Genomic DNA, 26,817 nt, shown 5'->3' with positions numbered 1-26,817 from the left:
ACTGCTTGAACATGAACGACAAGAAAAACTACGGCTTCACCACCACCATTCTGCATAACGATCGCCAGAAGGGCATCGAGCACGGTTCGCTGCACAAGCCCATCCACACCTCGGTCGCCTTCGGTTACGCCGACGCGCGCCAGCTGGCCTCGGTGTTCCAGGGCAAGGAGCCGGGCTTCCGCTATGGCCGCCAGGGCAACCCGACCATCTCCGCCCTTGAAGACAAGGTCAACAAGATGGAGCAGGGCGTCGGCACGATCTGCTTCGCCACCGGCATGGGCGCGATCGGCGCCGTGTTCCAGTCGCTGCTGCGCGCGGGCGACCATGTGGTGTCGTCGTCGTTCTTGTTCGGTAACACCAACAGCCTGTGGCAGACCACCATGGCGCAGGGCGTGGCCGTGTCGTTTGTCGACGCCACCGATGTCGCCAACGTCGCCGCCGCCATCACCGACCAGACCCGCGTGGTGTTCGTCGAGACCATCGCCAACCCGCGCACGCAAGTGGCGGACCTCAAGCGCATCGGCGAGCTGTGCCAGCAGCGCGGCATCCTCTACATCGTCGACAACACGATGACCACGCCATACCTGTTCCGTCCGAAGTCGGTCGGCGCCGGCCTGGTGGTCAACGCGTTGACCAAGTCGATCGGCGGCCACGGCAACGCGCTGGGCGGCAGCCTGACCGATACCGGCGCCTACGACTGGACCCGCTTCCCGAACATCTACGAGAACTACAAGAAGGCCGCGCCGCTGCAATGGGGGCTGGCGCAGATCCGCGCCAAGGGCTTGCGCGACTTCGGCTCGTCGCTGGCGCCGGAAGCGGCGCACCACATCGCCGTCGGCGCCGAGACGCTGGCGCTGCGCATGGAGCGCACCAGCGCCAATGCGCTGGCGCTGGCCAGGCTGCTGGAGGCGGACGAGCGCGTGGCCGCCGTCTACTACCCGGGCCTGGCGTCGCACCCGCAGCACGCCATCTCCAGCGAACTGTTCCGCAGCTTCGGCTCGCTGCTGAGCTTTGAGCTGAAGGACGGCATCGACTGCTTCGACTTCCTGAACCGCCTGAAGCTGGCCATTCCAGCCTCCAACCTGGGCGATACGCGCACGCTGATCATCCCGGTGGCGCACACCATCTTCTTCGAGATGGGCGCCGAACGCCGGGCATCGATGGGCATTGCCGAGTCGCTGATACGGGTCTCGGTCGGCATCGAGGATACCGACGATTTGCTGGACGACTTCACCTGCGCACTGGAAGCTTGCTGATCGGTGCGCCGAGTTGTGATAATCTAAGCTTTCAATTTTGCTAAGCGGGAGGAGGCGTTATGAGAGCAGCATGGGTACTTGCCTTGACCGTGCTGTCAAGTAACGCCTTCGCCGACGATCAGGCTCGCCGCCTGGCGCGGCAAGCCGAGATCGAGTATTACACCAGCCGCTACGACGGCGCCGATATTGCGCTGGCCCGTTTCAACTGCCAGCCTCCCAACATTCCGATGCGTCCGGCTCTGGCCGGCGGCCCTGCGGTGACGCGGGCGCTGGCCGCGTGGCGCAGCTGCTACGACCAGTTCCTTGCCAATTACAATGCCGCGCTCCCGGTCGGCAAGAGCATTCCTCCCGACCTGGCCGACCTGATGACAGACGATGAAATCGACGCCGCGCAGACCTTGATGAGCGAGGTGTTCGTGCGGGTGGCGGACGAGGCCAGGCGCCAGGCGGATGCGGTCACGCTGGCGCAGGCCGCGTGGGAAGGCCGGCGCGGCGACATCGCCTTGAGCGCGCGCGACCTGTCGCACCTGCCGGAGACGGCCGGCAAGCGCTAGGCGTTTAGTGCCAGCTGCGCATCAGGCCGACCGCCAGGCCTTCCAGCGCGAACTCGTCCGCTTCAGGATCGACCTTGATGATCTTGAAGTCCGGGTTTTCCGGCAGTAGTTCGACGAGGGAACCGGTCTTGCGATAGCGCTTGACGGTGACGTCGTTGCCGATGCGGGCCACGACGATCTGGCCGTTCTTGGCGCTGTCCACCTTCTTCACGGCCAGCAGGTCGCCGTCCATGATGCCGGCGTCGCGCATCGATTCGCCGCGCACCTTCAGCAGGTAGTCCGGCTTGGAGGAGAACATGGCCGGATCGACGCTGTAGCTGGTCTCCAGATTTTCCTGCGCCAGGATGGGCGAGCCGGCGGCCACGCGGCCGATCAGCGGCAGCGACATCATCAGCGACACCGGCACCTTGGAGGCGGCCGGCTCGGCGTGCACGCCCAGCAGGCGGATGCCGCGCGAAGTGCCGGCGGCGATCTCGATCGCGCCCTTGCGCGCCAGCGCCTGCAGATGCTCCTCGGCCGCGTTGGCGGATTTGAAGCCCAGTTCATTGGCGATTTCGGCACGGGTCGGCGGGAAGCCGGTGTTTTCGATGGCATCCTTGATCAGATTGAGAATTTGTTCCTGTCTTGCGGTGAGCTTGATCATAGAGTGCTTTGGGCCTGTGTATATAGACAGTCTGTATTTTTGTACAGTGTGAAGCGAAATGCAAGGGAATTTGTTGCTTTGCGCGAAATAAATTCATGAAGGCTCATAGGAGAGGGGATTTGGCGTCGCCGCAGGTGCTGGTCTTTTGCCGGAAAAGCTGATATAGTCGCGGGCTTACCTCTTCCCACACCTGTCTTGACGCCAGGGTGGGCTATATTCACAGTCCTTAAGGGAGTTTGCATGCGTCACTATGAAATAGTATTTATCGTCCACCCGGACCAGAGCGAGCAAGTGCCCGCCATGATCGAGCGTTACAAAGCCTCGGTAACCACCCGCGGCGGCGCCGTGCACCGTGTTGAAGATTGGGGTCGTCGTCAGATGGCTTACTCGATCCAGAAACTGGCTAAAGCACACTACATCTGCCTGAACATCGAATGCGACAACGAGACCCTGGTCGAGCTGGAAACCGCCTTCAAATTCAATGATGCCGTGCTGCGTCACCTGACCGTCAAGATGAAGAAAGCGGAAACCGCTCCTTCGCCGATGATGAAGTCGGTACAACGTGAAGATGCAGCGAAATCGCATCGCACCGAAGCTCCAGCAGTTGCTGCTGCTCCTGCGGCCTAATTGTTGCCAGGAGCCGAGCTGAACCAGCTCCAGTTTATTGCCTTGATCGCCGAACGGGACGCCTTGCGCTACACCCCGGCCGGCATGCCGATCGTGAACGCTGTACTCCAGCACCGATCCCAGCAGACCGAGGCAGGCATCGCCCGATTGAGCGAGTTTGAAATTTCCGCGGTTGCCGCGGGCGAGATTTCAGGCCGCTTCAGTCAGGCGCCACTGGCAGGCATGTATCAGTTCAACGGTTTCCTGAACAAGAAGAATCGCAATAGCAAAAGCCTGGTGTTTCACATCATTGATTTTAGTGCTGTCCCAGACAGCTCAATTTAGATACAGGAGCCTAAAATGGCATTCGGTAAAAAGTTCGACAAAAACAAGCTCAAGCTGAAAGAAAAGCGCAAGCAACAGAATCCTTTGTTCAAGCGTAAGAAATTCTGCCGCTTCACCGCCGCAAACGTAGAACAAGTTGACTACAAAGACGTCGACACCCTGAAAGACTTCGTCCAGGAAAACGGCAAAATCATGCCAGCACGTCTGACCGGTACCAAGGCGCACTACCAGCGTCAAGTTGACACCGCAATCAAGCGCGCTCGCTACCTCGCGCTGCTGCCTTACACCGATCTGCACCACGCTTAATCGCGTCGTCTAGATAAGATCCTGGAGAAGAACTATGCAAATCATTCTGTTAGAAAAAGTCGTCAACCTGGGCAACCTGGGTGAAGTCGTTAAAGTTAAAGACGGTTACGCACGTAACTTCCTGATTCCGCAAAAAATGGCTCGCCGCGCTACCGCGTCCGCCGTTGCTGAATTCGAAGTCAAGCGCGCTGAACTGGAAAAAGCCGCTGCTGAAAAGCTGGCTGCTGCTCAAGCCCAAGGCGAGAAACTGAACGGCATGACCGTGACCGTTTCGCAAAAAGCTGGTGTTGACGGCCGTCTGTTCGGCTCGGTCACCAACTTCGACATCGCTGAAGCGCTGACCAAAGCTGGTTTCGCTGTTGAAAAAGCTGCTGTGCGCATGCCTACCGGTCCTCTGAAGACCGTTGGCGAGCACCCAGTAAGCGTTGCTCTGCACACCGACGTGGTGGTAGAAGTGACCGTTGCTGTCGTAGGCGAAGCCGCCTAATATTCGACCGGGCGGCGACGTCTGGTCGGTATGGCAACACATTGAAAAAGCCGGGCTTGCCCGGCTTTTTTCTCGTCATAAATTTGTAATACGGCTCAAGCAAGCAGGTATAATTCGCGCCATGAACGCCCCCTCCGATCCGCAAATAGATTCACTCCGCGTCCCGCCGCATTCCATCGAAGCAGAACAGTCCGTCATCGGCGGCCTGCTGCGCGATAATGCGGCGTTCGACCGCATTGCGGATATGATGAATCCGGACGACTTCTACCGCTACGACCACCGCATCATCTTCGAGCAGATCGTCAAGATGATCAACGCGTCCAGGCCGGCCGACGTCATCACCGTGTTTGAAACCCTGTCCCAGCTGGGCAAGGCCGAGGACGTGGGTGGCCTGACCTACCTGAACGCGATGGCGCAAAACACGCCATCGGCCGCCAACATCCGCCGCTACGCCGAGATCGTCCGCGATCGTTCCATCCTGCGCCAGCTGATCACGGTCGCCGACGAAATTTCCGGCCAGGCCTTCAGCCCGCAAGGCAAGGAAGTCAAGCAGATGCTCGACGAGGCCGAATCGAAGATCTTCGCCATCGCCGAGCAGGGCGCCCGCGGCGCCGCCGGCTGGACCCCCGTGCAGCCGCTGCTGACCCAGGTGGTCGAGCGCATCGACGAACTGTATTCACGCGAAAGCCAGTCCGAGATCACCGGCGTGCCGACCGGCTGGATCGACCTCGACCGCATGACCTCCGGCCTGCAGCCGGGCGACATGGTGGTCGTGGCCGGCCGTCCGTCGATGGGCAAGACCGCGTTCTCTATGAACATCGCCGAGAACGTCGCGGTGGAAGAGGGCCTGCCGGTCGCCGTGTTCTCGATGGAGATGGGCGGCGTGCAGCTGGCCATGCGTATGCTGGGCTCGGTCGGTCAGCTGGACCAGCACCGCCTGCGTACCGGTAAGCTGAACGACGAGGATTGGCCGCGCCTGACGCACGCCATCCAGAAAATGAACGACGCCCAGGTCTATATCGACGAGACCCCGGCGCTGAACCCGATCGAAATGCGCGCCCGCGCGCGCCGCCTGTCGCGCCAATGCGGCAAGCTGGGCCTGATCGTGGTCGACTACCTGCAGCTGATGACAGGCTCGACCCAGGGCGACAACCGCGCCTCCGAGATCTCGGAAATCTCGCGCTCGCTCAAGGGCCTGGCCAAAGAGCTGCAGTGCCCGGTGATCGCGCTGTCGCAGCTGAACCGCTCGCTGGAGCAACGTCCCAATAAACGTCCCGTCATGTCCGACTTGCGCGAATCCGGCGCTATCGAGCAGGATGCGGACGTCATCATCTTCTTGTATCGCGACGAGGTCTACAACCCGGACTCGCCCGATAAAGGAACGGCCGAGATCATCATCGGTAAGCAGCGTAACGGCCCGATCGGCTCGGTACGCCTGACCTGGATCGGCCAGTACACCAAGTTTGGCAACTATGTCGGTAACCTGGCGCTGTATCAAGGCGATTAAGCCAGGGCGACTAATCTTTACGCCGTCCATATCCTGGACGGCGATCTGCAGTAATTAATGGAACGGAGAATAAAATGTTTGGACGTTTGATGCCCACCGAGGGCAAATTTTTTGACCTGTTTAACCAACACGCCGAGCTGTGCGTCAAAGGTGCAAAAGAAATGCTGGGCCTGATGTCCAATTTCGACGATCTGGAAAATCGCGTGCACGCGATTGAAAGCATCGAAAAGCAAGCCGACAAGATCACCTACGCCACCGTCGACCTGCTGCACAAGACCTTCATCACGCCGATCGACCGCGACGACATCCACAAGCTGATCACCCGCATGGACGACATCCTCGACCTGCTGGAAGACGCCGCCCAGACCGTCTCGCTGTACGACCTGCATTCGGTCACGCCGGAAGCCAAGCGCCTGGCCGAGCTGGTGCTGGCCTGCGCCGAGAAGGTGCGCGACGCCGTGGCCCTGCTGCACAACATGGACAACTCGCGCCAGATCGTCGCCATCTGCGAAGAGATCGACCGCCTGGAATCGGACGCCGACCACGTGATGCGCGCCGCCATGTCCAAGCTGTTCCGCGATGAACCGGACGTGCGCAACCTGATCAAGATGAAGGCCATCTACGAGATCCTGGAAACCGTGACCGACCGTTGCGAAGATGTGGCCAACATCATCGAAGGCATCATCGTCGAAAACGCATAATAACTACAAAAGAATAGTCCAACATGCATACCCTACAAATCAGCATCTACGTGCTGGGCATCCTGATCGCCCTGGCGCTGGTGTTTGACTTCATGAATGGCTTCCACGACGCCGCCAACGCGATCGCCACCGTGGTCTCGACCGGCGTGCTCAAGCCGCAGACGGCGGTGGCCATGGCCGCGTTCTTCAATTTCACCGCGATCTTCGTGGTCGGCCTGCACGTCGCCTCGACGGTGGGCAAGGGCACCATCGATCCGGGCATCGTCGATCAATACGTGATCTTCGGCGCGCTGGTCGGCGCCATCGTGTGGAATCTGTTCACCTGGTACTACGGCATTCCCTCGTCGTCGTCGCACGCGCTGATCGGCGGCCTGGTCGGCGCCGCGGTGGCCAAGTCCGGCACCAGCGCGCTGGTCGGCGGCGGCCTGCTGAAGACGGTGCAGTGGATCATCCTGTCGCCGCTGATGGGCTTTGTGTTCGGCTCCATCATCATGCTGATCGTGTCGTGGATCTTCGTGCGCTCGACGCCGCGCCGGGTCGACAAGTGGTTCCGCCGCCTGCAACTGGCGTCGGCCGCCGCATACAGCCTGGGCCACGGCGGCAACGATGCGCAGAAGACCATCGGCATCATCTGGATGCTGCTGATCGCGGTCGGCCAGGTGCCGGTCGGCGACACGGCGCCGCCGCTGTGGGTGGTGATTTCGTGCTACACGGCGATCTCGTTCGGCACGCTGTTCGGCGGCTGGCGCATCGTCAAGACCATGGGCCAGAAGATCACCAAGCTCAAACCGGTGGGCGGCTTCTGCGCCGAAACCGGCGGCGCGCTGACCTTGCTGATCGCTTCGCACTTCGGCGTGCCGGTCTCGACTACGCACACCATCACCGGTGCGATCGTCGGCGTCGGTTCGGCGCAGAAGATGTCGGCGGTGCGCTGGGGCGTGGCGGGCAATATCGTGTGGGCCTGGGTGTTCACGATCCCGGCCTCGGCCTTCGTGGCCGCGCTGGCCTGGTGGGTTGGTCACCACATCATGTAATACGCAAGGGAGCTTCGGCTCCCTTTTTTATTGGCTTTGTGCCGGACGAATGCGGAGCTCGTCGCCGATACGCTGGATATCCAAATCAATATCCGGCCGATCGTAAGCGATTTCTGTCGGGATTCGGACTGCCTGTGAATCGCCATTCTTGAATGCTTTGGTTTTATGGTGGCGCAAGAGCCAAAGATTGCTTTCGCATCTGGGCATCGGTACAGGATAGTGCACCATCGGGGGTAATCCCAGGTTTTCATACGCTACGCGCATAATATCTTGCTGTGCGGTTTCTGGTAGGTCCGGCGGCAATACGACGACGGTCTTTTTGCCTCCTTTTTTACTCTTGACGACGTAGGTGTAGTCATCCTCCGGTTTTCTCTGGAGATAACGATCTCGGATGATCGTGGCGATGATGCCGACAATTACTGAGGCCGTCATCCCGATGCCTATCAATAAAAGGCCTTCCTTGAGTGATTCCCAGTTCATCATTTGCCTCCTCGAATGAGGTCTGCTAAGACGGCGCACGTCCAAAGTATAAAACCAATTAAGAGCGAAGTTCGCACTCCATCCAGTTGCGGAAAGTAGGGGCTACTGTGATTGATGCTGAGATAAAGGCTGGCTGCCCACGCAGCCAGGCCGAGCCAGAGAATGATATTGATGCGCTGAGCCCACTGGTCGGCGGTTGGATCAATCAAGCCTGTGTTCGCGGAGCCTTCGGCCTGCGGGGAGTGCCCTTTCACTAATAAGCTGGCGTGCGTAAGTGGCAACAACATCCCCAGGGCCGTGCCGCCGACAGTTGGGCCGATGAATGCCACCGCATCAGGATTTCCCGAACTGGCTCTCAGTAGGAACTCAAGCACAGCCATCAACCAGGGAAACAGCCACGTTAAAATTCTGAGCTCCATATTCTCCTCGCCGAAGTGCTAGGGTAATTGAGGCCTCTTCACGTGGCGGCAAGTTGATCTGGATTGCAGTAGAATCGAAAATCCTTTTGATGGGCATTCCATGCTGAAAATCGATTTTGCGCAACTGATGCTGTTGGCCCAGACTTCTGCTGGAGTGACGGCACCCTGTAGTTGCAGTACTGTTTCGCTGGCGGCCTGGCAGCGCTTGCCGACGTCGCTGGAGCTGGATCGCTTCGAGGAAATCGGCACGCTGATGGACGATCCGTACGACGAGCCGACCTTCGCCGAATATCACCCGCACGGCACGCGCTACGAAAGCGACGACGCGCCGATCGCGCCGCGCTACTATCCGTGCAACCTGAGCCAGGTCTCGCGCTGCCTGAACTGCGGTCGCCACTACCTGCGCTACAACGAGGCGGGCGGCTACTTTACCGAGCTGCGCATCCGCGCCTTGCAGCCGCAGCTACTGGTCGACGCCGCCCTGTAATCCCAGCATCCGCGCCGTCATCGCCCGCGCCAGCACCGACGGCGCGGGCACTGCTATCGGTAAATCCGTGAACGCCTCGTCGATCGCCAGGTTGGCCAGTCCGTGCGCCAGGCTCCATCCGGTCAAGGCCAGTTCCGGGCCGCGCGGCGCGTCGAAAGCGGTGGCCGCCGTGACCAGCACATTGAACGCGCCTTCGGCCGCCTGCTTCAAATCCGGGTAGTGGGACTTCTGCGCCAGCAGCGGGCCGAACATCAAACGGAATTGCGCCGGCCGCGCGCGCGCAAATTCGACATACACCTCGCAGATATCCATCAGCCGCTCGCCCTGGCCGCGCGTATGGTCGTTGTCTGCCGTCGCCATGGCCGCAGCCAGTCCGGCGAAGGCGCGTGCCGCCACCGCCGCCAGCAATTGCTCGCGGCTGGCGAAGTGATGGTAGGGCGCTGCATGCGACACGCCGGCCGCCTTGGCCACTTCGCGCAAGGTGAGCGCCTGCGCGCCATCCTGCGCCAGCAGGGCGTCGGCGGCATCGAGCAGGCTGTCGCGCAGATTGCCGTGGTGGTAGGGTTTGGTGACCATAAAGTTATCTTGACATGAGAAAGATATCATCGCACTATACAGATCTTTCCAGTGTAAAGATTGGAGTTCGCCATGTACCACTTTATCGTTGACCGCAAGCTGCGGCGTGCTTTTGGGGATATCAATGCCGGCGCCTACGAGCGGGTACTGCCGCAGTTCGCGACCGCGCACCGTCACGTGATGCACGGTCAACATCCGCTGGCTGGCGAGCGCCGCACGATGGCGTCGACCGCGCAGTGGTACGCGCGCCTGGCGCGGCTGCTGCCGGGCTTGCGCTTCGAGATCGACGCCATCGCCGTCACCGGCTGGCCGTGGCGCACGGTCGCCACCGTGACGTGGAAGGACCGCTTCACGCTGCCAGACGGCAGCACCGGCTCCAACCAGGGCGTGCATGAATTCGAACTGCGCTGGGGCCGCGTGAGCAAGCTGGAGGTCCACTGCGACACGGCGAAACTGGAGCGCTACTGCCGCGGCATGGCCGCGAGCGGCATCGCCGAGGCCGCCGCCGCGCCGATCAGCGACGCCTAGGGAATATGGGGCAGCCACATAGCCATGCTGGCGCCGAAAATTCCCACTCCCATTGCCAGCGTCAGCAGCGTCAGGCCGGCTGCCGCGGCCAGCTTGCGCGCAGGGCCTCCAGCGTCGCGCGCACGCAGGTAAAGTTCCAGCAGCGCCAGCGGCAGCAGCGATTCGCCGAACACCAGTACGTTGAGCGCCGGGCCGGTGAAGGTCTTGGGATCGAAACCGACCGGACCACCGTTGACCAGAATCCAGAACAGCAGGCCGACGCGGAAAAACCAGCTGCCGCTCACCACCAGAAATAGTCGCAGCGCCCAGCGCCGGTGCACGTCCAGCCGGCGCGCGAGCGCGTGGCGCACCGCCATCACAGCACACAGCGTGATCAGCACGGCGTTCAGCGTGGTGCCGCTATGCTGGGTCATGTCGCCGGCCGCGTTGCGGGTCCAGACCATGTAAGTGCCGGCGATGCCGGTGACGATGGAGACCGTTACATAGATGCGCCCGTTCCAACGGTGGAACGCCGGGAAGCGCGCCCGTATCGCCGGGATCAGCTGCAACGGTCCCGCCAGCGTGACGAGGGCGGCGATCGCCAGATGCGCGGCCAGCGCGGAGTTGCCCACGCGATCGCCGGGAACGTAACCGACCGGCAGTACCTTATTCCAGCGCATCCAATCGCCCGCCGCCACCGCGCCGCCATAGAACGACACGATATAGGTCACGAAGACCGCCTGGCCGGCCACCATCGCCGCGAACCAGAACGCGGCCGCGGCCTTCAGCGCCTGGCCGGCGCGTACGCGCATCTTGCGGCCATAGGGCGCGGCGCCGTTCATCATCAGGGTATCCGACATCTCACTCCTCCAGGGTTGTGCTTCGCCGCATGCCGGCGCCGCATCGGAATATGGCCGAAGGCGCCGGTGCACACCAGTCGTATCCGACCAACGACGACCCTTTTGCGACGAAGCACGGCCGGCGCCGACGAATGACGATGGCTGCAGGCGGCTGAAAAATAACCCCGCCGATGCCGAAATTCCGCCTGAATCCGTGGCCTATAATCGGCTCATGTCTACTACTTTGACCGCCGCGCCGCCGCACGGTTTCGCCTTGCTGCTGGGCCGGCGGCGCGTGCGCTTCACGCTGTGTGCATCCTTCGTGATCGGGCTGCCGATCGGCCTCGGCTGGCATTCGAGCTTCATGTGCGCGAGCTGGTTGACTCCGGCTCACCGCAGGCATCGGCCGTGCTGGGCAGCCTGATCGCCTATCTGGAGCTGATGCATATGCGCATGCCCGACCGCTTGCAGTTCACGCTGTCGGCCGACGATGCCGCCTTGCCGCTGCAATGTCCGCCGACCACCTTGCTGACGCTGGTCGAGAACGCGATTCGCCACGGCATCGATCCCAGCGAAGAAGGCGGCCGCATCGACCTCAGCGTGCGGCTGCGCGATGGCCGTTGCCATGCGCAGGTGATCGATACCGGCATCGGCCTGCAAGCGGCCGGCAGCGGCCTGTTCTTTGCGCGAACGGCTGCTGCTGGTGTTTGGCGCCGACGCGGCCTTGCGCCTGTCCGCGGTGCAGCCGCACGGCGTGTGCGCCGAGCTGGACTTGCCGATGCGGGCGGGCCGGCGATGACGGTGCGCGCGCCACCGCGCTGATTGCCGACGACGAACCGCTGCTGCGGCTATCGCTGACCCGCCTGCTGGCGCAAGCCTGGCCCGAGCTGGACGTGGTGGCGCAGGCGCGCAACGGCCGCGAGGCGGTCGAACAATTCAACGCGCTGCAACCCGACATCTGTTTTCTCGACGTGCACATGCCTGGCCTGTCGGGCGTGGAGGCGGCGATGCAGATCGGCCGCCGCGCGCACCTGGTGTTCGTCACCGCCTACACCGAATACGCGATCCAGGCCTTCGAGCGAGGCGCGCTCGACTACCTGGTCAAGCCGGTGGAGGCGGTGCGGCTGGCGGAAACCGTGGCGCGCTTGCAGCAGCGCGTGCGCGCCGATGCCCAGCCGGCGCCGGACATGGCGCTGCTGCTGGCGCAGTTGTCGGCGCAGCTGGCCAAGCCGGAAGCGCCGCCGCAGCTGCGCTGGATACGTGCGCAAGTGGGGCAGGCGCTGTGCATGATTTCAGTCGACGAGATCGATTTTTTGCGCGCCGATGAAAAGTACACGCTGGTGGCCTGGCGCGGCGACCACGGCCAGGCGGGCGAAGCCCTGATCCGCACGCCGCTGAAGGAACTGCTGGCTCAGCTCGATGCCCAGCATTTCGCCCAGGTGCACCGTTCGGCGGTGGTCAGGCTGGGCGCGATCAGCCATGTGATACGTGGCGACAATGAAACCGCGCAAATCCATCTGAAGCATCGCCAGGATGTGTTGCAGGTAAGCCGCAGTTACCTGCATTTATTTCGCCAGATGTAAGTCCGCTGCGCGCCGATGTACAATGACTTGCAGGCTGAAAGGCCCGCAACCACCGCGGAGGATGCATGACGGAGACGTCGCCGGCAGCAAACTTGCCATTGTTGCCATTGATGGAAGCAGACCGGCCGGCGCGCAAGCGCGCGCTGGTGCTCACGCTGGTGTCGGCGCTGGTCTTTTGCGCGCTGCTGCCTTACACCAAGGAGCCGCTGCCAGCGCTGGCCGCCTTCATCCCCATCTACGAATCGAGCCTGCTGCTCAACGACCTGATTACCGCCGTGATGCTGTTCGGGCACTTCAGCACCCTGCGCTCGAGATCGCTGCTAGTGCTAGCCGGCGGCTACCTGTTCACCGCCCTGCTGACCGTGCCGCACATGCTGACCTTCCCGGGGGTGTTCTCGCCCAGCGGCTGGCTGGGCGGGCATAGCCAGGCCACGGCCTGGCTGTATGTGTTCTGGCACGGCGGCTTCCCCGTCTGTGTGGCGGCCTACGCGCTGCTGGGCCATCGCGAACGCCAGCGGCGCCACGACCCGGCGCCGTCCCGGCTGGCCTCGCTGTGGGCGATCGCCGCGGCGCTGCTGGCCGCCGCCGCCTTTACCGTGCTGGCCACGGTCGGCCACGACTTGCTGCCGCCCATCCTGGTGTCGGGCCATTACACGCTGGCCGGCCGCATCGTGCTGGCCGGCACCTGGGGCGCCAGCCTGGCCGCGCTCGCGGTGTTGTGGCGCTATTCCAGCCGCTCGCTGCTGGACCTGTGGCTGGGCGTGGTGATGGGGGCCTGGCTGTGCGACATCGGCTTGTCGGCGGTGCTCAACGCCGGCCGCTACGACGTCGGCTGGTACGCCGGCCGCATCTATGGCCTGTTTGCCGCCAGTTGCGTGCTGATCGTGCTGCTATTGGAGAGCAACAAGCTGTTTGCCCGCCTGGTGGTGTCCCATGAGCAGGCGCTGCAGCGCAGCGCCGACCTGCAACGCCTCAACCTGCAAAACGAGCAGCGCGCCACGCAGTACGCGCAAGCGCTGGACGAGCTGCATTTCAAGGAAGAGGAAATCCGCGCGGTGGTGCACAACATCGCCGATTGCGTGCTCACCACCGACGCCGCCGGCGTGGTGATCAGCGCCAACCCGGCGCTGGAGCGGGTGTTCGGCTACACCGCGGCGGACGTGGTGGGACGCCACATCTCGCTGCTGATACCGGAACTGGCGGCCGACAGCGAACATGCCTTCATTCGCGACGGCGAGGTCGAAGGCTTGCACCGCGACGGCCGCCAGCTGCCGCTGGAGCTGGCGATGAACGATTTCGAAGTGCATGGCGTGCGGCAGTCGGTGGTGGTGCTGGCCGATATCAGCGAGCGCAAGCAGTTCGTGGCCGAGCTGCGGCGCGCGCAGATCAACGCCGAGCAGGCCAACCAGGCCAAGTCGACTTTCCTGGCCAATATGAGCCACGAACTGCGCACGCCGCTCAACGCCATCCTCGGCTTCGCGCAGATCCTGGTGGCGGACAAGATGCCGGTGACGCCGGAGAAGCGGCGCGAATTCATCCAGCACATCCTCAAGGCCGGCAAGCATCTGCTGGTGCTGATCAACGAAGTGCTGGACCTGGCCAAGGTCGAGTCGGGCACGCTGTCGCTGTCGGTGGAGGCGGTCGAACTGGACGAGGTCATGACCAGCTGCCAGCAGATGATCGGCCCGCTGGCCGACAACCGCGACCTGCGCCTGCGCTTCGTGCTCGACCCCGGCATGTATGTGCAGGCCGACCACACGCGCCTGAAGCAGGTGCTGCTCAACCTGCTGAGCAATGCGGTCAAGTACAACCGCAAGGGCGGGCTGGTCAGCGTGACCTGCGTCGCCCTGTCGCCCGAGCGCACCCGGATCGCGATCCAGGACGGCGGCGAGGGCCTCACGCCGGCCCAGCTTGCCCAACTGTTCCAGCCCTTCAACCGGCTGGGGCGCGAAGCGTCGAACGAGGAGGGCACCGGCATCGGGCTGGTGATGACCCGGCGCCTGGTGGAAATGATGGGCGGGACCATCGGCGTCAGCAGCACGGTCGGCGTCGGCAGCGTGTTCTGGATCGAGCTGAAGGCGGCTGCGGCGCTGCGCGTGGTCACCGGCTTCAGTCAGATCATGCCGGTGGACTTGCTGGCGGTCGCCGGGGCCGGGCAGCGCACCCTGCTGTACGTGGAAGACAATCCGGCCAACTTGTTGCTGGTGCGGGAGTTGATCGGCTTTCGCGGCGACCTCAAACTGTTGAGCGCCACCGAAGCCACCACCGGCCTGCGGCTGGCGCGCGAGCAGCAGCCGGACGTGATCCTGATGGACATCAACCTGCCCGGCATGAGCGGCAACGAAGCGATGCAGCTGCTAAGCGCCGATCCGGCCACGCAGGACATTCCGGTCATCGCGCTGTCGGCCAATGCGATGTCGCACGATGTCGCGCGCAGCCGGCAGGAAGGCTTCATGTACTACCTGACCAAGCCGCTGAACCTGGACGAGTTTACCGAAGCGCTGAACGCGGCGCTGCGGTGTTCGGCGCAGCGCGCCAGCCGCAGCCTGTAATCCGGTCACCGCCGGCCCGAGGCGTCCCAAATAGGCTATCATGCCGCCTCTTTACCGTTTGATCGCCTTCCCATGAAAGTTCCCCGCAGCAAGCATTTTTCACCGCACCGGAGCAAGTTGGAAGCGTTGTTGAATGTCGTCCTGATGGGGGGCGTGGTGAGCGCGCTGAGCTACCACAGCCGCTTGCATGGCCGGCTCGGCGTGACCCGCCACACGATCACGCTGGCGCATGGCCAGCGCCTGCCGCGTCCGCTCAAGATCGCGTTTGCCTCCGATTTCCATGCCGGCCCGCCGACCCACGCCGGCATCTTCAACGATCTGTTCGCCAGCATCGCCGCCGAACAGCCGGACGTGCTGCTGACGGGCGGCGACTACGTGTCCGGCCCGGCGGCCAATGTCGCCGTGCTGTGCCCGCTGTTGGCGGCCTGCCGTCCGCCGCTGGGCAAGTTTGCCGTGCTGGGCAATCACGACCTGTCCACCGACGACGGCGAGATCTGCCGACGCTTCGAGGCGGCCGGCGTGCAGATGCTGGTCAACCGCGCGCAAGCCTTGCCGGCGCCGTTCGGCCATGTCTCGATCTGCGGCATGGACGATCCCTGGGCCGGCGAACCCGACGGCGCCGCGACGTTCGCCGGCGTCGCCGACAGCGCCGTGCGCGTGCTGCTGATGCATGCGCCGGACGGCTTGCTGAAGCTGGCCGGCCGGCGCTTCGACGTCGCCTTCGCCGGCCACACGCACGGCGGCCAGATCGCGCTGCGCGACGGCACGCCGCTGGTGTTGCCGGCCGGTCCGCTGTCGCGTCCCTTTCATTATGGACGCTTCCCGGTGGCCGGCAATGGCGAGCTGATCGTTAGTCGTGGCGTGGGTTGCAGCCGGATTCCGGTGCGCATCAACGCCGATCCTGAACTGGTGATCTGTACTGTGCAATAATTTGTCCACTATGGACACCGACATCCAACTCCAGACTGAAGATCCCACCGCCCGCGACTCCCTGTTGTTGATGGAGGAGTTGTCGACCGCGCTGGAAGCGATCACCGGCGACAGCGGCCGCTCCTCCTTCGACATTGACGACGTGGTCGGCCCGGCGGGCTGCTTCGTGGTGGCGCGCGACGGCGCCGGCCTGGCGCTGGGCTGCGGCGCGCTGCGGCCGCTGGAGCCGGGCGTGGCCGAGATCAAGCGCATGTACGCGCGCCACGGCACCAGCGGCGTCGGCAGCGCGGTGCTGCGTTTCCTGGAGGACGAGGCCGTATCACTGGGCTACCAGGCGCTGTGGCTGGAGACGCGCCTGGTCAATCGCCGCGCCGTCGATTTCTACGAAGCGCGCGGCTACCGCCGCATCGCCAACTACGGCAAGTACATCGGCAATCCGCTGGCGGTCTGCTTTGAGAAGCAGCTGCCGTGAGTGTTTAACACGGGCCGCTTAAGCGCGCGTTAGCTGTCGGCGCTGTCTTACACGGGCAAGGCCCGTGCGCTGCTTCCGCGCATGCGTGAACGTTGTCACAATATTGCCTGAATTTTAAAGGGAGCATTGCAGACCATGCGTATCACCGACCAGCGTTATCTTCCCGGCGACAATCGCTACACCACCCAGCCATGTTTGCTGAGCATCCTGGAATTGGACGCCAGCGCGCCCACCACGCCGGGCGCGCTGGCCTCGTTCCAGCAGCGCCTGCAAGCGCTGTTGCCCGGCGTCCACCGTCTGCGCAACCTGGTGGGCAAGCGCACCGGGGCCGGCTGCGAGGTACCTTATCTGGTGCAGGCGGTGCAGCAGGTGGCGATCGAACTGCGCCGGCTGGTGTCCAACGAGGTCACCGTCGCCTTTGTCGGCGTGGTGCCGCGCATGCACGGACGCTACCGGCTGGTGCTGCCATACACGATGCAGCATACGGTGGAGCCGGCGCTGGAAATGGCGACCCAGCTGGTCGATGCCTTGCTGGCCGGTCGCGCCTGCAACCTAGGCATGGTGCTGGCCCGATTGCGCGCGCTAGCCGAGCGCCGTCACCCGACGCGGGCGGCCTGAGGATGGGATTAGAGGTGTTAATCTAAATTCATGCTCATGAAAGAATAAGATTTTAAATCAAGGACTTATATTTTCTTGCAAGCTATCTAAAGGGCAACGGTTGCTTTTGGTATAGACGTTGTGAATTTTCTTAAATACAATAATATTTAAATGAAATATTTGCTGTTTAAGTAATTCCCGCGTTCCTATTCCCGATTCGATGATTACGCAGCCATACGCTCCGGCGTTCGGCCTGGCCCTTGCTTTGCCTGAAATATGACTTTATCCGATACTCTTGCTTCTCCCGCCGCGCCGAGCGACAGCGGCATCGATGCCCTGGTGGCCGTTGCCGGACTGGCCGGCGTCGCCGCCGACGCCGGCACGCTGCGTCATCATGCCGCTTGCGACGGTCCGGTCGACGCCTTGACTCTGGTCCGGCTGGCATCCCGCCTGGGCCTGAAGGTTCGCCTGCTGCGGCCGGCGCCGGCGCGCTGGCCGCAACTGCCCTTGCCCGCCATTGTCGAGGGGCGCGACGGCCGCTTCCTGGTGCTGTTGAAGCTGGCCGGCGGGGAGGCGCTGTTGCATGATGCGGCCGCCCGCCGCACCTACACCTGCCCGCTGGCAGACTTGCCGGCCACGAGCTCCGGCCGCGTCATCCTGCTGGCCTCGCGCGCCACGCTGGCGCAAGGCGGCAGCCGATTCAACCTGTCCTGGTTCATCCCCGCGATCGTCAAGTACCGGCGCCAGTTCATGGAGGTGCTGGCCGGATCCCTGTTCCTGCAGCTGTTCGGCCTGGTCTCGCCGCTGTTCATGCAGGTGGTCATCGACAAGGTGCTGGTGCACAAGTCCATGTCCACGCTGGATGTGCTGGTGTTCGGCCTGCTGACCATTTCCATCTTTGAATCGCTGCTGGGCGGCTTGCGCAGCTATGTGTTCAGCCATACCACCAACCGGGTCGACGTCGAGCTGGGCAGCCGGCTGTTCCGTCATCTGCTGGGCTTGCCGTTGGCGTATTTCCAGGCACGCCGCGTCGGCGACAGCGTGGCGCGCGTGCGCGAACTGGAAAACATCCGCAGCTTCCTGACCGGCAACGCGCTGACGGTCGCCATGGACTTGCTGTTCACCCTGGTTTTCCTGCTGGTCATGTTGTCGTATTCGGGCTTGCTGACCCTGGTCACCCTGGTCTCGCTGCCGTGCTATGTGGCGTTGTCGCTGACGGTCACGCCCACGCTCAAGCGCAGGCTGGACGACAAGTTTCGCCGCAGTGCGGAAAACCAGTCCTTCCTGGTCGAAGCGATCACCGGTGTCGAAACCATCAAGTCGATGGCGGTCGAACCGCTGATGCAGCGCAAATGGGAAAACCAGCTGGCCGCTTATGTGACGGTGGCGTTTCGCGCCGCCAACCTGGCCAGCGCCGCCAACCAGGCGGCGGCGCTGATCAGCAAGGTGAGCACGGCGGCCTTGCTGTGGTTTGGGGCCAAAATGGTGATCGATGGCAGCCTGACGGTGGGCGAACTGATCGCCTTCAACATGTTGGCCGGGCATGTCAGCGCGCCGGTGCTCAGGCTGGCGCAGCTGTGGCAAGACTTCCAGCAGGTGCGGCTGTCGATGGCGCGCCTGGGCGACATTCTCGACAACCCGGTCGAGTCGGCGTCCGGCGCCGGCCGGGCCGCGCTGCCGGCGCTGCAAGGACAGGTGGTGTTCGACCAAGTGGTGTTCCGCTACCAGCCGGGGGCGCCGGAAGTGCTGCGCGGCCTGTCGCTGACGGTGCAGCCGGGCATGGTGATCGGCATCGTCGGCCCGTCCGGCTCCGGCAAGAGCACGGTGACCAAACTGATTCAACGGCTGTACGCGCCCGAGCGCGGCCGCGTGCTGATCGACGGCATGGACCTGGCGCTGCTCGATCCGGCCGCGCTGCGGCGCCAGATCGGCACGGTGCTGCAGGAAAATATGCTGTTCAAGGGCACGGTGCGCGACAACATCGCCTTCGCCGCGCCCGGCATGGCGTTCGAACAGGTGGTGGCATCGGCGCGCCTGGCCGGCGCCCACGATTTCATCCTGGAACTCCCGCATGGCTACGACACCGAACTGGGCGAGCGCGGCACCGGCCTGTCCGGCGGCCAGCGCCAGCGCATCGCGATCGCCCGCGCCCTGGCCACCGATCCGAAAATCCTGATCTTCGATGAAGCCACCTCGGCGCTGGACGCCGAATCGGAAGCGGTCATCCAACGCAATATGCAGATGATTTGCCGCGGCCGCACCGTGTTCATCATCGCCCACCGGCTGTCGGCCGTGCGCGGAGCCGGACGCATCATCACCATCGACAAAGGCGAGATCGTCGAGCAGGGCACGCACGACGAATTGCTGCAGCGCCGGGGCCGCTACGCCGCGCTGTGGCAGCACCAGACCGGATACCGCCATGCTGCTTGAGACGCTGCGCCTATGGCGCGACATCGCCGGCGCCGCGCTGGCGCAGCAGCGGCAGGCCGCGCCGTCGGTTGCGCGCACGCGCGACGAACTGGCGTTCCTGCCGGCCGCGCTGGAGGTGCTCGAGACGCCGGCGTCGCCGGCCGGCCGGGCGCTGATGTGGGCGTTGATGGCCTTGTTCACCATCGCGCTGGGATGGTCCGTGGTGGGGCGGCTGGACGTGGTCGCGGTCTCCCAGGGCAAGCTGGTGGCCGCCGGCAAAAGCAAGGTGATCCAGCCGTTGGAAGCGGCCATCGTGCGCCGCATCCTGGTCGACAACGGCCAGCACGTGAACGCCGGACAACTGCTGGTGGAGCTGGACGCTACCCAGGTCGACGCCGAGCTGGGCAAGTCCGGCGCGGCGCGCGCCGACGCCCAACTGGCGGCGGCGCGCGCGCAGGCGCTGCTGGACGCCCAGGCTCAGGGCAGGCCGCCGCGGCTGGCGCCGCTGGACGGCCTGGCGGCGGCGCGCCGCGACAGCGCGCAGCGCATGGCCGATGGCCTGTATGCGGAATACGGCAGCCGGCTGCTGGCGATGCGGGCGGAACTGCAAAAGCGCGGACAGGAACTGCAGACGGTACGCGCCAAGGTCGCCGCGCTGCAGCAGATCGTGCCGCTGGCACGCACCCAGGAAGCCGACTTCCGGGCGCTGCTGGCGCAAAACTACGTGTCGCGCCATGCGGTGCAGGAAAAGGAGCTGGGCCGCATTCAGCAGGAGCAGGAACTGGCGACCCAGCAGGGCGTCGCGCGCGAACTGGAGGCTGGCCTGCAGGAGCAACGGCAGAACATCGAAACGGCGGTGGCGCAGTTCCGGCGCGAGCAGCTGGACGCGTTGACCCAGGCCCAGCAGGCGCTGGCGCAACTGAGCGGCGACGTCGCCAAGGCCCAGCAAACCCAGCGGCAGACGCGCCTGCTGGCGCCGGTGGCCGGCACGGTGCAGCAACTGGCGATCCACACGGTGGGCGGGGTGGTCACGCCGGCGCAGGAACTGCTGGTGCTGGTGCCGGACGAGGCGGCGCTGGAGGTCGAGGTGCAGGTGCTGAACCAGGACATCGGCTTCGTGCGGGCGGGGCAGGGCGCCGAGGTCAAGCTCGACGCTTTTCCCTATACCCACTACGGCACCTTGCCCGGCACCGTGCTGTCGCTGTCGCAGGACGCCGTCAAGGACGACAAGCTGGGTCTGGTCTACCCGGCCCGCATCCGGCTCGGCGCCCGCGCCATCCAGGCCGACGGCCGCGCCGTCGCGCTGGCGTCCGGCATGGCCGCGACGGTGGAGATCAAGACCGAGCAGCGCCGCATCATCGAATATTTCCTGGCGCCGCTGCAGCGCTACCGCCGCGACGCGCTGCGGGAACGCTGAAGCGCGCGGCTGGCCGGCTTTATTTGCTCAACAACGAACGAGATCAGGAGCGACCCATGATTGGAACGAAACATATCAGCGCCTTCGCGCGGCGCACCCGCCGCGTGGCGGGCGCGGCTGGCCGGGCCGGGCTGGGGCTGACACTGGCGCTGGGCCTGCTCAGTCCGGCGCTCGGCCAAGCGGGCCCGGTACCGGCCGCCGCGCCGGCGCCGTGGCAGCAGCCGCCGTTTTCGGCGGCGGCATTCTGGAGCAAGCTGGACCGCTTGCTGAGCGAGCATGACGGCTATGTCACGCGCGCCCGCCTGGAGCGCGAACTGGGGGTGCCGATGGCCCACGCCACCGAGGTCGCGCCCGGCTACATGCAGTATCTGCTGGAGCGCGATACTGACTGGTATATGACCGTCGCCCTGGTCGAGTACGGCGCGCACTCCTTTGTCGACTTCAAGTGGTATCCGGAGAATTTCCCCGGCCCCGCCCCGCAATGCGTCGATGTCGACACGGCGCGCCAGCGGATCCTGCAACTCGGCTGGACCCTGGGTTTCAGCGACCGCCACATCTCGGTGTTCGATCAATTCAGCAAGAACGGTAATTCCCTGCACTTGTACTTTGGCGGCAAGTGCGTGCATGCGCTGCGATTTGGCGGCGTCAACCGCGACCCGGCAAGCTGACCGCCGGTGTTGCCCCCCTTTAATCCACTTTGAATGGAAAAAAACTTGGCTATTTCCCCGAGATTGCAAACCATGTTGAGCAACTTTGCCGGCCGTGTGGGCGGCGAAAGCGATCCGCAATACCTGAAGCTCTACAGTGCCATCGCGAGCACGCCCGCGCTGGCCGATCAACTGAACGGCCAGGCGCAGAGCGGCAGCCTGCGCGGTTTATTGTTTGGCGCGGCCAATGACGGCGCCGGCGCCGGGGCCTATTTCGATCCCGGGAGCAAAAACATCGTCGTCACGCGCGACTTCCTGAGCAGGTATTCCACCGTCGACCTGACCTTTGTGCTGGGGCATGAGGGCGCCCACGTGGACAATGCCGCCGGCGTTGCCCAACGGGACACGGCCCTGTACGCGTCGGCCTCCAGCAGCATCAGCAGCTGGAACAGTAACACACCGCAGTCGGTACAGAACCTGACCAGCACCGTGCAAAGCTATCTGACCAATCATCTGAACGACGAAGCGCTTGCCAACCTGCGCGGATGGAACGATGTCGTCAGCCACGCGGTGGCCGACAATGGCGGCGACGCCTTGTCGCGCCAGAAGCTCCTCGGGCTGGTGCTGGAGTCAGGTTACAGCTACAAATTCTACACCGGCGCGTTACTCAATCCGGGCTTTTCGGTCGACGCCCACGGCATGCTGCTGTACACCGACGCCAACATCAGCGCGGCGGCGCACAATCAGGCGCTGTCCAATCCGTCCATCGGCACGAATAACGCGCTCAGCTATGCCCAATATTACAGTGCGACCGTGTTGAACAACCTGTGCAGCAGCGAGGCCGGCCATACCTTTACGGTGGACTACGCGGCGCTGGGCTTGGACCGCAACAGCGAGAAGGTGCCGACTTCGACGCCGCTGTCGACCATGGCGATTGATCGGCAACTGGTGGCCGCAGGCCTGAAAGGCGGCGACACCGGCACCTGCACCATCAAGAACGCGGCTGATGGCACGGTCAGCACCTTCACCCGCACCGGCGGCAACGGCCCCGACGGCTCCACCAGCGTGCGTACCGCGCCCGTGTCCGCACAAGGCGTCGACGAAACCACGCAGATCGCCGACGACGGCCACGTGATCAGCGATGAGACGACGCAGACCGATGGGAAAGGCGTCAAGACCGACGACCTGAAGAAGAACGACGCCAACGGCGTGCAGCAGTCCGACGTGGTGACCGTGTCCAAGGACGGCAAGGTCAACACGGTGACCACCACGCTCGACAACAACGCCGACGGCAAGGCCGACCAGATCACCGTCGAAACGGTGGGCGGCGACGGCAGCAAGGTGGACGACGTCAAGAACTACGACAACGGCCAGGTCTCCAGCGAGGCCAAGAACTATGTCAACGCGGCCGGCAACCGCGTGGCCCAGCAAAACTTCGACGGCCAGGGCCACGAAACCAGCCAGGACAACTTCGACGGCCAGGGCCGCGAAGCGAGCAAGGATAATTTCGACGCCAACGGCAAGGAAGTCTTCCGCGACAATTTCAACGCGGCGGGCCAGGAAGTCACGCGCGACAATTTCAACGCCGCCACCGGCAAGGAAACCACCCGCAACAGCTTCGACGCCGCCGGCCATGAAATCATCCGCGACAACTTCAACCCGGCCGGCCAGGAGACCGAACGCGACGGCTTCAATACTGCAGGCCAGCAAGTCGAGCGCGACCTGTACAACGCCGGCGCCAGCATGCCGTATGTGGCCCAGCATTTCGACACCGGCGGCCATGAGATCAACCAGGACAATTACAACCCGGCCGGCCAGAAGGTCAGCCGCTACGATTTCAATACCGCCGGCCAGGAAATCGCGCAGGAAAACTTCGACGCGGCCGGCCACAAGCTGAGCGCCGACAATTTCAACACGGCCGGCAAGGAAGTCTCGCGCGACAACTACGACCTGACCGGGGCGGAAACCTTCCGCAACAACTTCGACGCCAACGGCAAGGAAAACACGCGCGACAACTTCAACGCCGCCGGCCAGGAAACCAAGCGCGACATCTTCGACACCAGCGGCAAGGAAACCGAGCAGCTGCTGTACACGCCGGGCGTCTCGACGCCGGCGATCGACAAGCACTTCGACGCCACCGGCCACGAAACCTGGCAAGACAATTACGACACCGACGGCGTGCGCGGCTCCAAGGATCTGTTCAACCCGGCCGGCCAGGAAACCGAACGCGACCTGTTCAACAAGGCCGGCCAGCAGACCGACCAGGCCCTGTACACGCCGGGTGCGAGCACGCCGAACGTCGACCACCATTTCGACGCCAACGGCCACGAGAACGCGCGCGACAATTTCAACGCGGCCGGCCAGGAAACCGAGCGCGACTTGTTTGGCGGCGACGGCAAGCAGATCGACCAGATGCTGTACACGCCGGGCTCGGCCACGCCGAACGTCGACCACCATTTCGACACCAACGGCAAGGAAGTCACCCGCGACAACTTCGACGCGGCGGGCCACGAGACGTCGAAAGACAATTTCAACGCCAGCGGCCAGGAGACCGAGCGCGACCTGTTCGGCGGCGACGGCAAGCAGACCGACCAGATGCTGTACACGCCCGGATCGGCCAACGCCAGCCTCGACAAGCATTTCGACGCCAGCGGCCACACCGTCTACCAGAGCAATTTCGACGCCGGCGGCAAGGAAACCACGCGCGACAACTACGACGCCAACGGCCACGAGACGGCCCAGAACCGCTTCAACGCGGCCGGCCAGGAAATCGAACGCGAGCTGTACAACGCCGCCGGCCAGCAGACCGACCGCCTGTTGTATCCGACCGGTTCGACCATCCCCAACGCTGACCAGCACCTCGATGCGAGCGGCCATGAGACCAGCCAGGACAACTTTGACGTGCGCGGCCATGAAGTCTCGCGCGACAGCTTCGACGCCCTCGGCCACGAGACGCTGCACAGCGACTTCAATGTCGACGGCCGTGAGACCGATCGCAAGCTGCTGGACACCTCGGGCCGGATCACCGACGAGTACGACTTCGCCAGCGGCATCACCACCCCGGTGGCGTTCAAGCATTTCGACGCCAGCGGCCGCCTGACGTCGCAGGACAACTTCGACGCCAGCGCCACCGAGACCAGCCGCGACCTGTTCAATGCGGCCGGCCAGGAAACCGACCAGGTGGTGTTCGGCGGCGGCTATACCGTCAAGCACTTCGACAGCCCCGGGCACGAGGCTTACGAAGACCGCCTCGATACCGACGGCAAGGAAATGGCGCGGCAGACCTACGACGCCGGCGGCCACCGCATCTCCAGCGATATCTTCAACGGCGCCGGTCAGGAAACCGAGCGCGACCTGTATGATCCGACCGGCCACGTGTCGTCGGAACTGGTCTACACGCCCGGTTCGCATACGCCATCCGCGTTCGAGCATTTCGACGGCGGCGGTCACAAGGTGTCGCAGGAAAACTTCGACGCCAACGGCCACGAAGTCACGCGCGACGCGTTTGACGCGGACGGCCATGAGCTCTCGCGCGACAGCTTCAACAGCGACGGCAAGGACGTGCGGCGCGACTTCTACGACGGCGGCGGACATGAAACCGGTGACCTGCAATACGCGCCGGGCGTTAAAACCCCGACCCTGTTCGAGCATTTCGACGCCAGCGGCCACCGCACCACCCAGGACGACTTCGGTGGCGACGGCAAGGAATTCCGCCGCGAGATCTTCGACGCCAACGGCCATGAAAGCGCGAGCGACAATTTCGACACCGACGGTCACGAGATCCGGCGCGAACTCTACGACGCCAACGGCCACGAGACCGGCGACCTGCTGTACACGCCTGGCACGCACAGCCCGTACGCCTTCGAGCACTACGACGCCGCGGGGCACGAAACCTACCAGGATAATTTCGACACCGGCGGCCATGAAACCTCGCGCGACAACTATGACGCCAGCCACCATGAAACCAGCAAGGACGAGTTCAACGCGGCGGGCAAGGAAACCCAGCGCGACCTGTACGACGCCACTGGCAAGCTCAACGAAGAGCAGGTGTTCGACGGTACGCTGACGCGCAATAAATTCTTCGACGGCCAGGGACGCGAAACTTCCGAGAACGGCGTCACCGCCAACGGCGAGCTGGAGTTCGAGACTTTTGATCCGGTGACCGGGCACCTGACCGACGACACGCTGTGCCGTGGCTCGGGCAATTTCTCGCGCGAGCAGGAAACCCATTTCGACGGCAACGGCGTCAAGAGCTGGCAGGACAACTACGACACCAGCGGCCATGAAACCAGCAAGGACGTGTTCAACGGCCAGGGCAAGGAAACCGAGCACGACCTGTTCAACGCGTCCGGCCACGAAATCGAGCAAGACCTGTTCGGCAACGCCGGCGCGCAGCCGAGCAGCAAGACGTATTTCGACGACGGCGGCAAGCAGACCTGGCAAGACACTTTCGATGCGAACGGCAACCAGACCGGACACGTGTTGCCGACGGTGGACACGCCGCCGCCGCCACCGCCGCCGGTGGTGGAGCCGCCGCCGGTGGTGACGCCGCCGACCACGCCATCGACGCCGGTGACGCCGGAGCCGCCGGATACCGAACCGTCGACGCCGGACTTGCCGGATGTGCCGAGCTACACGCCGCCGCCGATCTACACACCGCCGCCGCAGCCGCCGGAGATTCCCTACACGCCGCCGCCGTACACGCCGCCCTTTGTCCTGCCCGATCCAGGCGGCTGGGGCGAGGGCGACGGCGACGATCCGCTGATCCTCAACCTGCAGGGGCAGCGGGTCGGCACCGCCAACCTGAGCGAGTCGCAAGCCTATTTCGATATGCAAAACAGCGGCCACACCGTGGCGACCGGCTGGGCCACGCCGGGCGAGGGCTTCCTGGTCTACGATCCGTCGCATGCCGCCACCATCGGCAGCGACAGCCAGCTGGTCGGCGGTTTTGACGCACTGCGCGAGCTGGCGGGACAAGGCGGCACGCTCGATGGCGGCAACGCGCTGTGGGGCGAACTGCGGGTATGGATCGATACGGAAGGCCGCGGCCAGTTCCAGCCGGGACAGTTGTACACGCTGGACCAACTGGGCATTGCCTCGATCGATTTGGACGCCGCCAACGTCGGCCAGACCGATCACGGCAACACGATCCTGGCCGACAGCAGCTTCCATTGGAAGGATGGCCGAAGCGGAGACCTGGCCGGCGTCAGTTTGCGCTTCAACTCGGCCGTGCAGCAAGCGGTGCAAGGCACCATAGGCGGCCCCGCCGCGCTGGCGGCCGTGGCGGCCGATGCCCAAGGGCAGAGCAGCCTGAACCATCTGGTGCAGACCATGGCGGCCTTCAATGACGGCGCCGGCGCGGTCGAGGCGGATAGCGGTTGGACCCAGGTTCAGCGACCGCAACTGCACCTGGCGGCCACGCTGGAGGCGCGCCGGGTGTAACCGGCGTCAATGATGGTGTGG

General features: G+C 64.0%; 27 protein-coding genes. 22 read left to right on the top strand and 5 right to left on the bottom strand.

Annotated elements, in window-relative coordinates:
• The first annotated feature begins 11 nt into the window (after window positions 1–11).
• Both D0T21_RS13885 and D0T21_RS13880 read left to right on the top strand, forming a co-directional pair.
• Window positions 12–1,256 (top strand): cystathionine gamma-synthase family protein, encoded by a 1,245-nt coding sequence (locus D0T21_RS13885; protein WP_116990172.1) that lies wholly within the window; start codon window positions 12–14, stop codon window positions 1,254–1,256.
• A 59-nt stretch (window positions 1,257–1,315) separates the two neighbouring features.
• On the top strand, window positions 1,316–1,810 hold the full coding sequence (locus D0T21_RS13880) for a hypothetical protein (protein ID WP_116990171.1): 495 nt from the start codon (window positions 1,316–1,318) through the stop codon (window positions 1,808–1,810).
• Window positions 1,811–1,814: 4 nt separating this feature from the next.
• Here D0T21_RS13880 and lexA read toward each other — a convergent pair whose 3' ends face one another.
• Entirely contained in the window at window positions 1,815–2,453 is a 639-nt protein-coding gene (gene lexA, locus D0T21_RS13875; protein ID WP_116990170.1) for a transcriptional repressor LexA, read from the bottom strand.
• Window positions 2,454–2,693: 240 nt separating this feature from the next.
• On the opposite strand from lexA, the gene rpsF reads away from it, so the two are divergent.
• The 7 genes from rpsF to D0T21_RS13840 all read left to right on the top strand — a co-directional run bounded on the left by rpsF (window position 2,694) and on the right by D0T21_RS13840 (window position 7,439).
• The gene (rpsF, locus tag D0T21_RS13870; protein WP_026334223.1) at window positions 2,694–3,080 is read left to right on the top strand and encodes a 30S ribosomal protein S6; all 387 of its coding nucleotides are present in this window, start codon (window positions 2,694–2,696) and stop codon (window positions 3,078–3,080) included.
• An 18-nt stretch (window positions 3,081–3,098) separates the two neighbouring features.
• Window positions 3,099–3,404: a primosomal replication protein N gene (gene priB / locus D0T21_RS13865; protein ID WP_116990659.1), complete on the top strand. Its 306-nt coding sequence runs from the start codon at window positions 3,099–3,101 to the stop codon at window positions 3,402–3,404.
• Window positions 3,405–3,419: 15 nt separating this feature from the next.
• Window positions 3,420–3,710 carry a 30S ribosomal protein S18 gene (gene rpsR / locus D0T21_RS13860; RefSeq protein ID WP_008450941.1) on the top strand — a complete coding sequence of 97 codons (291 nt, stop codon included), beginning with the start codon at window positions 3,420–3,422 and terminating at the stop codon, window positions 3,708–3,710.
• A 34-nt stretch (window positions 3,711–3,744) separates the two neighbouring features.
• Window positions 3,745–4,197, top strand: a complete 453-nt coding sequence (gene rplI / locus D0T21_RS13855; protein WP_116990169.1) for a 50S ribosomal protein L9 — start codon at window positions 3,745–3,747, stop codon at window positions 4,195–4,197.
• A gap of 121 nt (window positions 4,198–4,318) precedes the next feature.
• Window positions 4,319–5,704 (top strand): replicative DNA helicase, encoded by a 1,386-nt coding sequence (locus tag D0T21_RS13850; RefSeq protein ID WP_116990168.1) that lies wholly within the window; start codon window positions 4,319–4,321, stop codon window positions 5,702–5,704.
• Window positions 5,705–5,778: 74 nt separating this feature from the next.
• Window positions 5,779–6,405, top strand: a complete 627-nt coding sequence (locus D0T21_RS13845; RefSeq protein ID WP_026334225.1) for a DUF47 domain-containing protein — start codon at window positions 5,779–5,781, stop codon at window positions 6,403–6,405.
• A 23-nt stretch (window positions 6,406–6,428) separates the two neighbouring features.
• Window positions 6,429–7,439: an inorganic phosphate transporter gene (locus tag D0T21_RS13840; protein ID WP_116990167.1), complete on the top strand. Its 1,011-nt coding sequence runs from the start codon at window positions 6,429–6,431 to the stop codon at window positions 7,437–7,439.
• 27 nt (window positions 7,440–7,466) lie between these two features.
• Here the strand turns inward: D0T21_RS13840 and D0T21_RS13835 are convergent, their stop codons facing one another.
• Window positions 7,467–7,922 carry a hypothetical protein gene (locus D0T21_RS13835; protein ID WP_147328104.1) on the bottom strand — a complete coding sequence of 152 codons (456 nt, stop codon included), beginning with the start codon at window positions 7,920–7,922 and terminating at the stop codon, window positions 7,467–7,469.
• Window positions 7,919–8,338, bottom strand: a complete 420-nt coding sequence (locus D0T21_RS13830) for a hypothetical protein (protein ID WP_116990165.1) — start codon at window positions 8,336–8,338, stop codon at window positions 7,919–7,921. Before D0T21_RS13830 ends, D0T21_RS13835 begins: the two co-directional genes overlap by 4 nt.
• 100 nt (window positions 8,339–8,438) lie before the next feature.
• On the opposite strand from D0T21_RS13830, the gene D0T21_RS13825 reads away from it, so the two are divergent.
• Window positions 8,439–8,825 (top strand): hypothetical protein, encoded by a 387-nt coding sequence (locus D0T21_RS13825; protein WP_116990164.1) that lies wholly within the window; start codon window positions 8,439–8,441, stop codon window positions 8,823–8,825.
• Here the strand turns inward: D0T21_RS13825 and D0T21_RS13820 are convergent.
• Window positions 8,802–9,401 (bottom strand): TetR/AcrR family transcriptional regulator, encoded by a 600-nt coding sequence (locus tag D0T21_RS13820; protein ID WP_116990163.1) that lies wholly within the window; start codon window positions 9,399–9,401, stop codon window positions 8,802–8,804. The genes D0T21_RS13825 and D0T21_RS13820 overlap by 24 nt on opposite strands.
• Window positions 9,402–9,473: 72 nt before the next feature.
• Between D0T21_RS13820 and D0T21_RS13815 the strand changes: the two genes are divergently transcribed.
• Entirely contained in the window at window positions 9,474–9,929 is a 456-nt protein-coding gene (locus tag D0T21_RS13815) for a nuclear transport factor 2 family protein (protein ID WP_116990162.1), read from the top strand.
• Here D0T21_RS13815 and D0T21_RS13810 read toward each other — a convergent pair.
• Window positions 9,926–10,768 (bottom strand): DUF2306 domain-containing protein, encoded by an 843-nt coding sequence (locus tag D0T21_RS13810; protein ID WP_199538467.1) that lies wholly within the window; start codon window positions 10,766–10,768, stop codon window positions 9,926–9,928. The two genes, D0T21_RS13815 and D0T21_RS13810, sit on opposite strands and share 4 nt — an antisense overlap.
• Before the next feature lie 211 nt (window positions 10,769–10,979).
• Here D0T21_RS13810 and D0T21_RS32075 point away from each other — a divergent pair, with 211 nt between their 5' ends.
• The 11 genes from D0T21_RS32075 to D0T21_RS13755 all read left to right on the top strand — a co-directional run bounded on the left by D0T21_RS32075 (window position 10,980) and on the right by D0T21_RS13755 (window position 26,796).
• Window positions 10,980–11,171: a hypothetical protein gene (locus tag D0T21_RS32075; RefSeq protein WP_158568009.1), complete on the top strand. Its 192-nt coding sequence runs from the start codon at window positions 10,980–10,982 to the stop codon at window positions 11,169–11,171.
• Window positions 11,114–11,569 (top strand): sensor histidine kinase, encoded by a 456-nt coding sequence (locus D0T21_RS13805; RefSeq protein ID WP_116990161.1) that lies wholly within the window; start codon window positions 11,114–11,116, stop codon window positions 11,567–11,569. The genes D0T21_RS32075 and D0T21_RS13805 overlap by 58 nt, the downstream gene beginning before the upstream one ends.
• Window positions 11,455–12,330 carry a LytTR family DNA-binding domain-containing protein gene (locus D0T21_RS32730; protein ID WP_116990160.1) on the top strand — a complete coding sequence of 292 codons (876 nt, stop codon included), beginning with the start codon at window positions 11,455–11,457 and terminating at the stop codon, window positions 12,328–12,330. Before D0T21_RS13805 ends, D0T21_RS32730 begins: the two co-directional genes overlap by 115 nt.
• Before the next feature lie 65 nt (window positions 12,331–12,395).
• Window positions 12,396–14,882 carry an MASE4 domain-containing protein gene (locus D0T21_RS13795; RefSeq protein WP_116990159.1) on the top strand — a complete coding sequence of 829 codons (2,487 nt, stop codon included), beginning with the start codon at window positions 12,396–12,398 and terminating at the stop codon, window positions 14,880–14,882.
• Between the two features lie 129 nt (window positions 14,883–15,011).
• Window positions 15,012–15,812 (top strand): metallophosphoesterase, encoded by an 801-nt coding sequence (locus D0T21_RS13790; RefSeq protein ID WP_229211475.1) that lies wholly within the window; start codon window positions 15,012–15,014, stop codon window positions 15,810–15,812.
• Between the two features lie 10 nt (window positions 15,813–15,822).
• Window positions 15,823–16,284, top strand: coding sequence for a GNAT family N-acetyltransferase (locus tag D0T21_RS13785; protein ID WP_116990157.1), 462 nt, complete (start codon window positions 15,823–15,825; stop codon window positions 16,282–16,284).
• Between the two features lie 135 nt (window positions 16,285–16,419).
• Window positions 16,420–16,902, top strand: coding sequence for a hypothetical protein (locus D0T21_RS13780; RefSeq protein ID WP_116990657.1), 483 nt, complete (start codon window positions 16,420–16,422; stop codon window positions 16,900–16,902).
• Window positions 16,903–17,157: 255 nt separating this feature from the next.
• Window positions 17,158–19,311, top strand: coding sequence for a type I secretion system permease/ATPase (locus D0T21_RS13775; protein ID WP_116990156.1), 2,154 nt, complete (start codon window positions 17,158–17,160; stop codon window positions 19,309–19,311).
• On the top strand, window positions 19,301–20,707 hold the full coding sequence (locus D0T21_RS13770; protein WP_116990155.1) for an HlyD family type I secretion periplasmic adaptor subunit: 1,407 nt from the start codon (window positions 19,301–19,303) through the stop codon (window positions 20,705–20,707). Before D0T21_RS13775 ends, D0T21_RS13770 begins: the two co-directional genes overlap by 11 nt.
• A gap of 56 nt (window positions 20,708–20,763) precedes the next feature.
• A complete protein-coding gene (locus tag D0T21_RS13760; protein ID WP_158568008.1) occupies window positions 20,764–21,375 on the top strand; it encodes a hypothetical protein in 612 nt (203 codons plus the stop codon).
• Between the two features lie 72 nt (window positions 21,376–21,447).
• Window positions 21,448–26,796: a hypothetical protein gene (locus tag D0T21_RS13755; RefSeq protein WP_116990152.1), complete on the top strand. Its 5,349-nt coding sequence runs from the start codon at window positions 21,448–21,450 to the stop codon at window positions 26,794–26,796.
• The last annotated feature ends 21 nt before the right edge of the window (window positions 26,797–26,817 follow it).

Origin of the sequence: Duganella sp. BJB476 (assembly GCF_003416895.1) — a bacterium.
Taxonomy (GTDB): Bacteria; Pseudomonadota; Gammaproteobacteria; order Burkholderiales; family Burkholderiaceae_D; genus Rugamonas.
The sequence above is the reverse complement of the archived record's forward strand: the minus strand, read 5'-3'. Positions and strand labels throughout refer to the sequence as shown.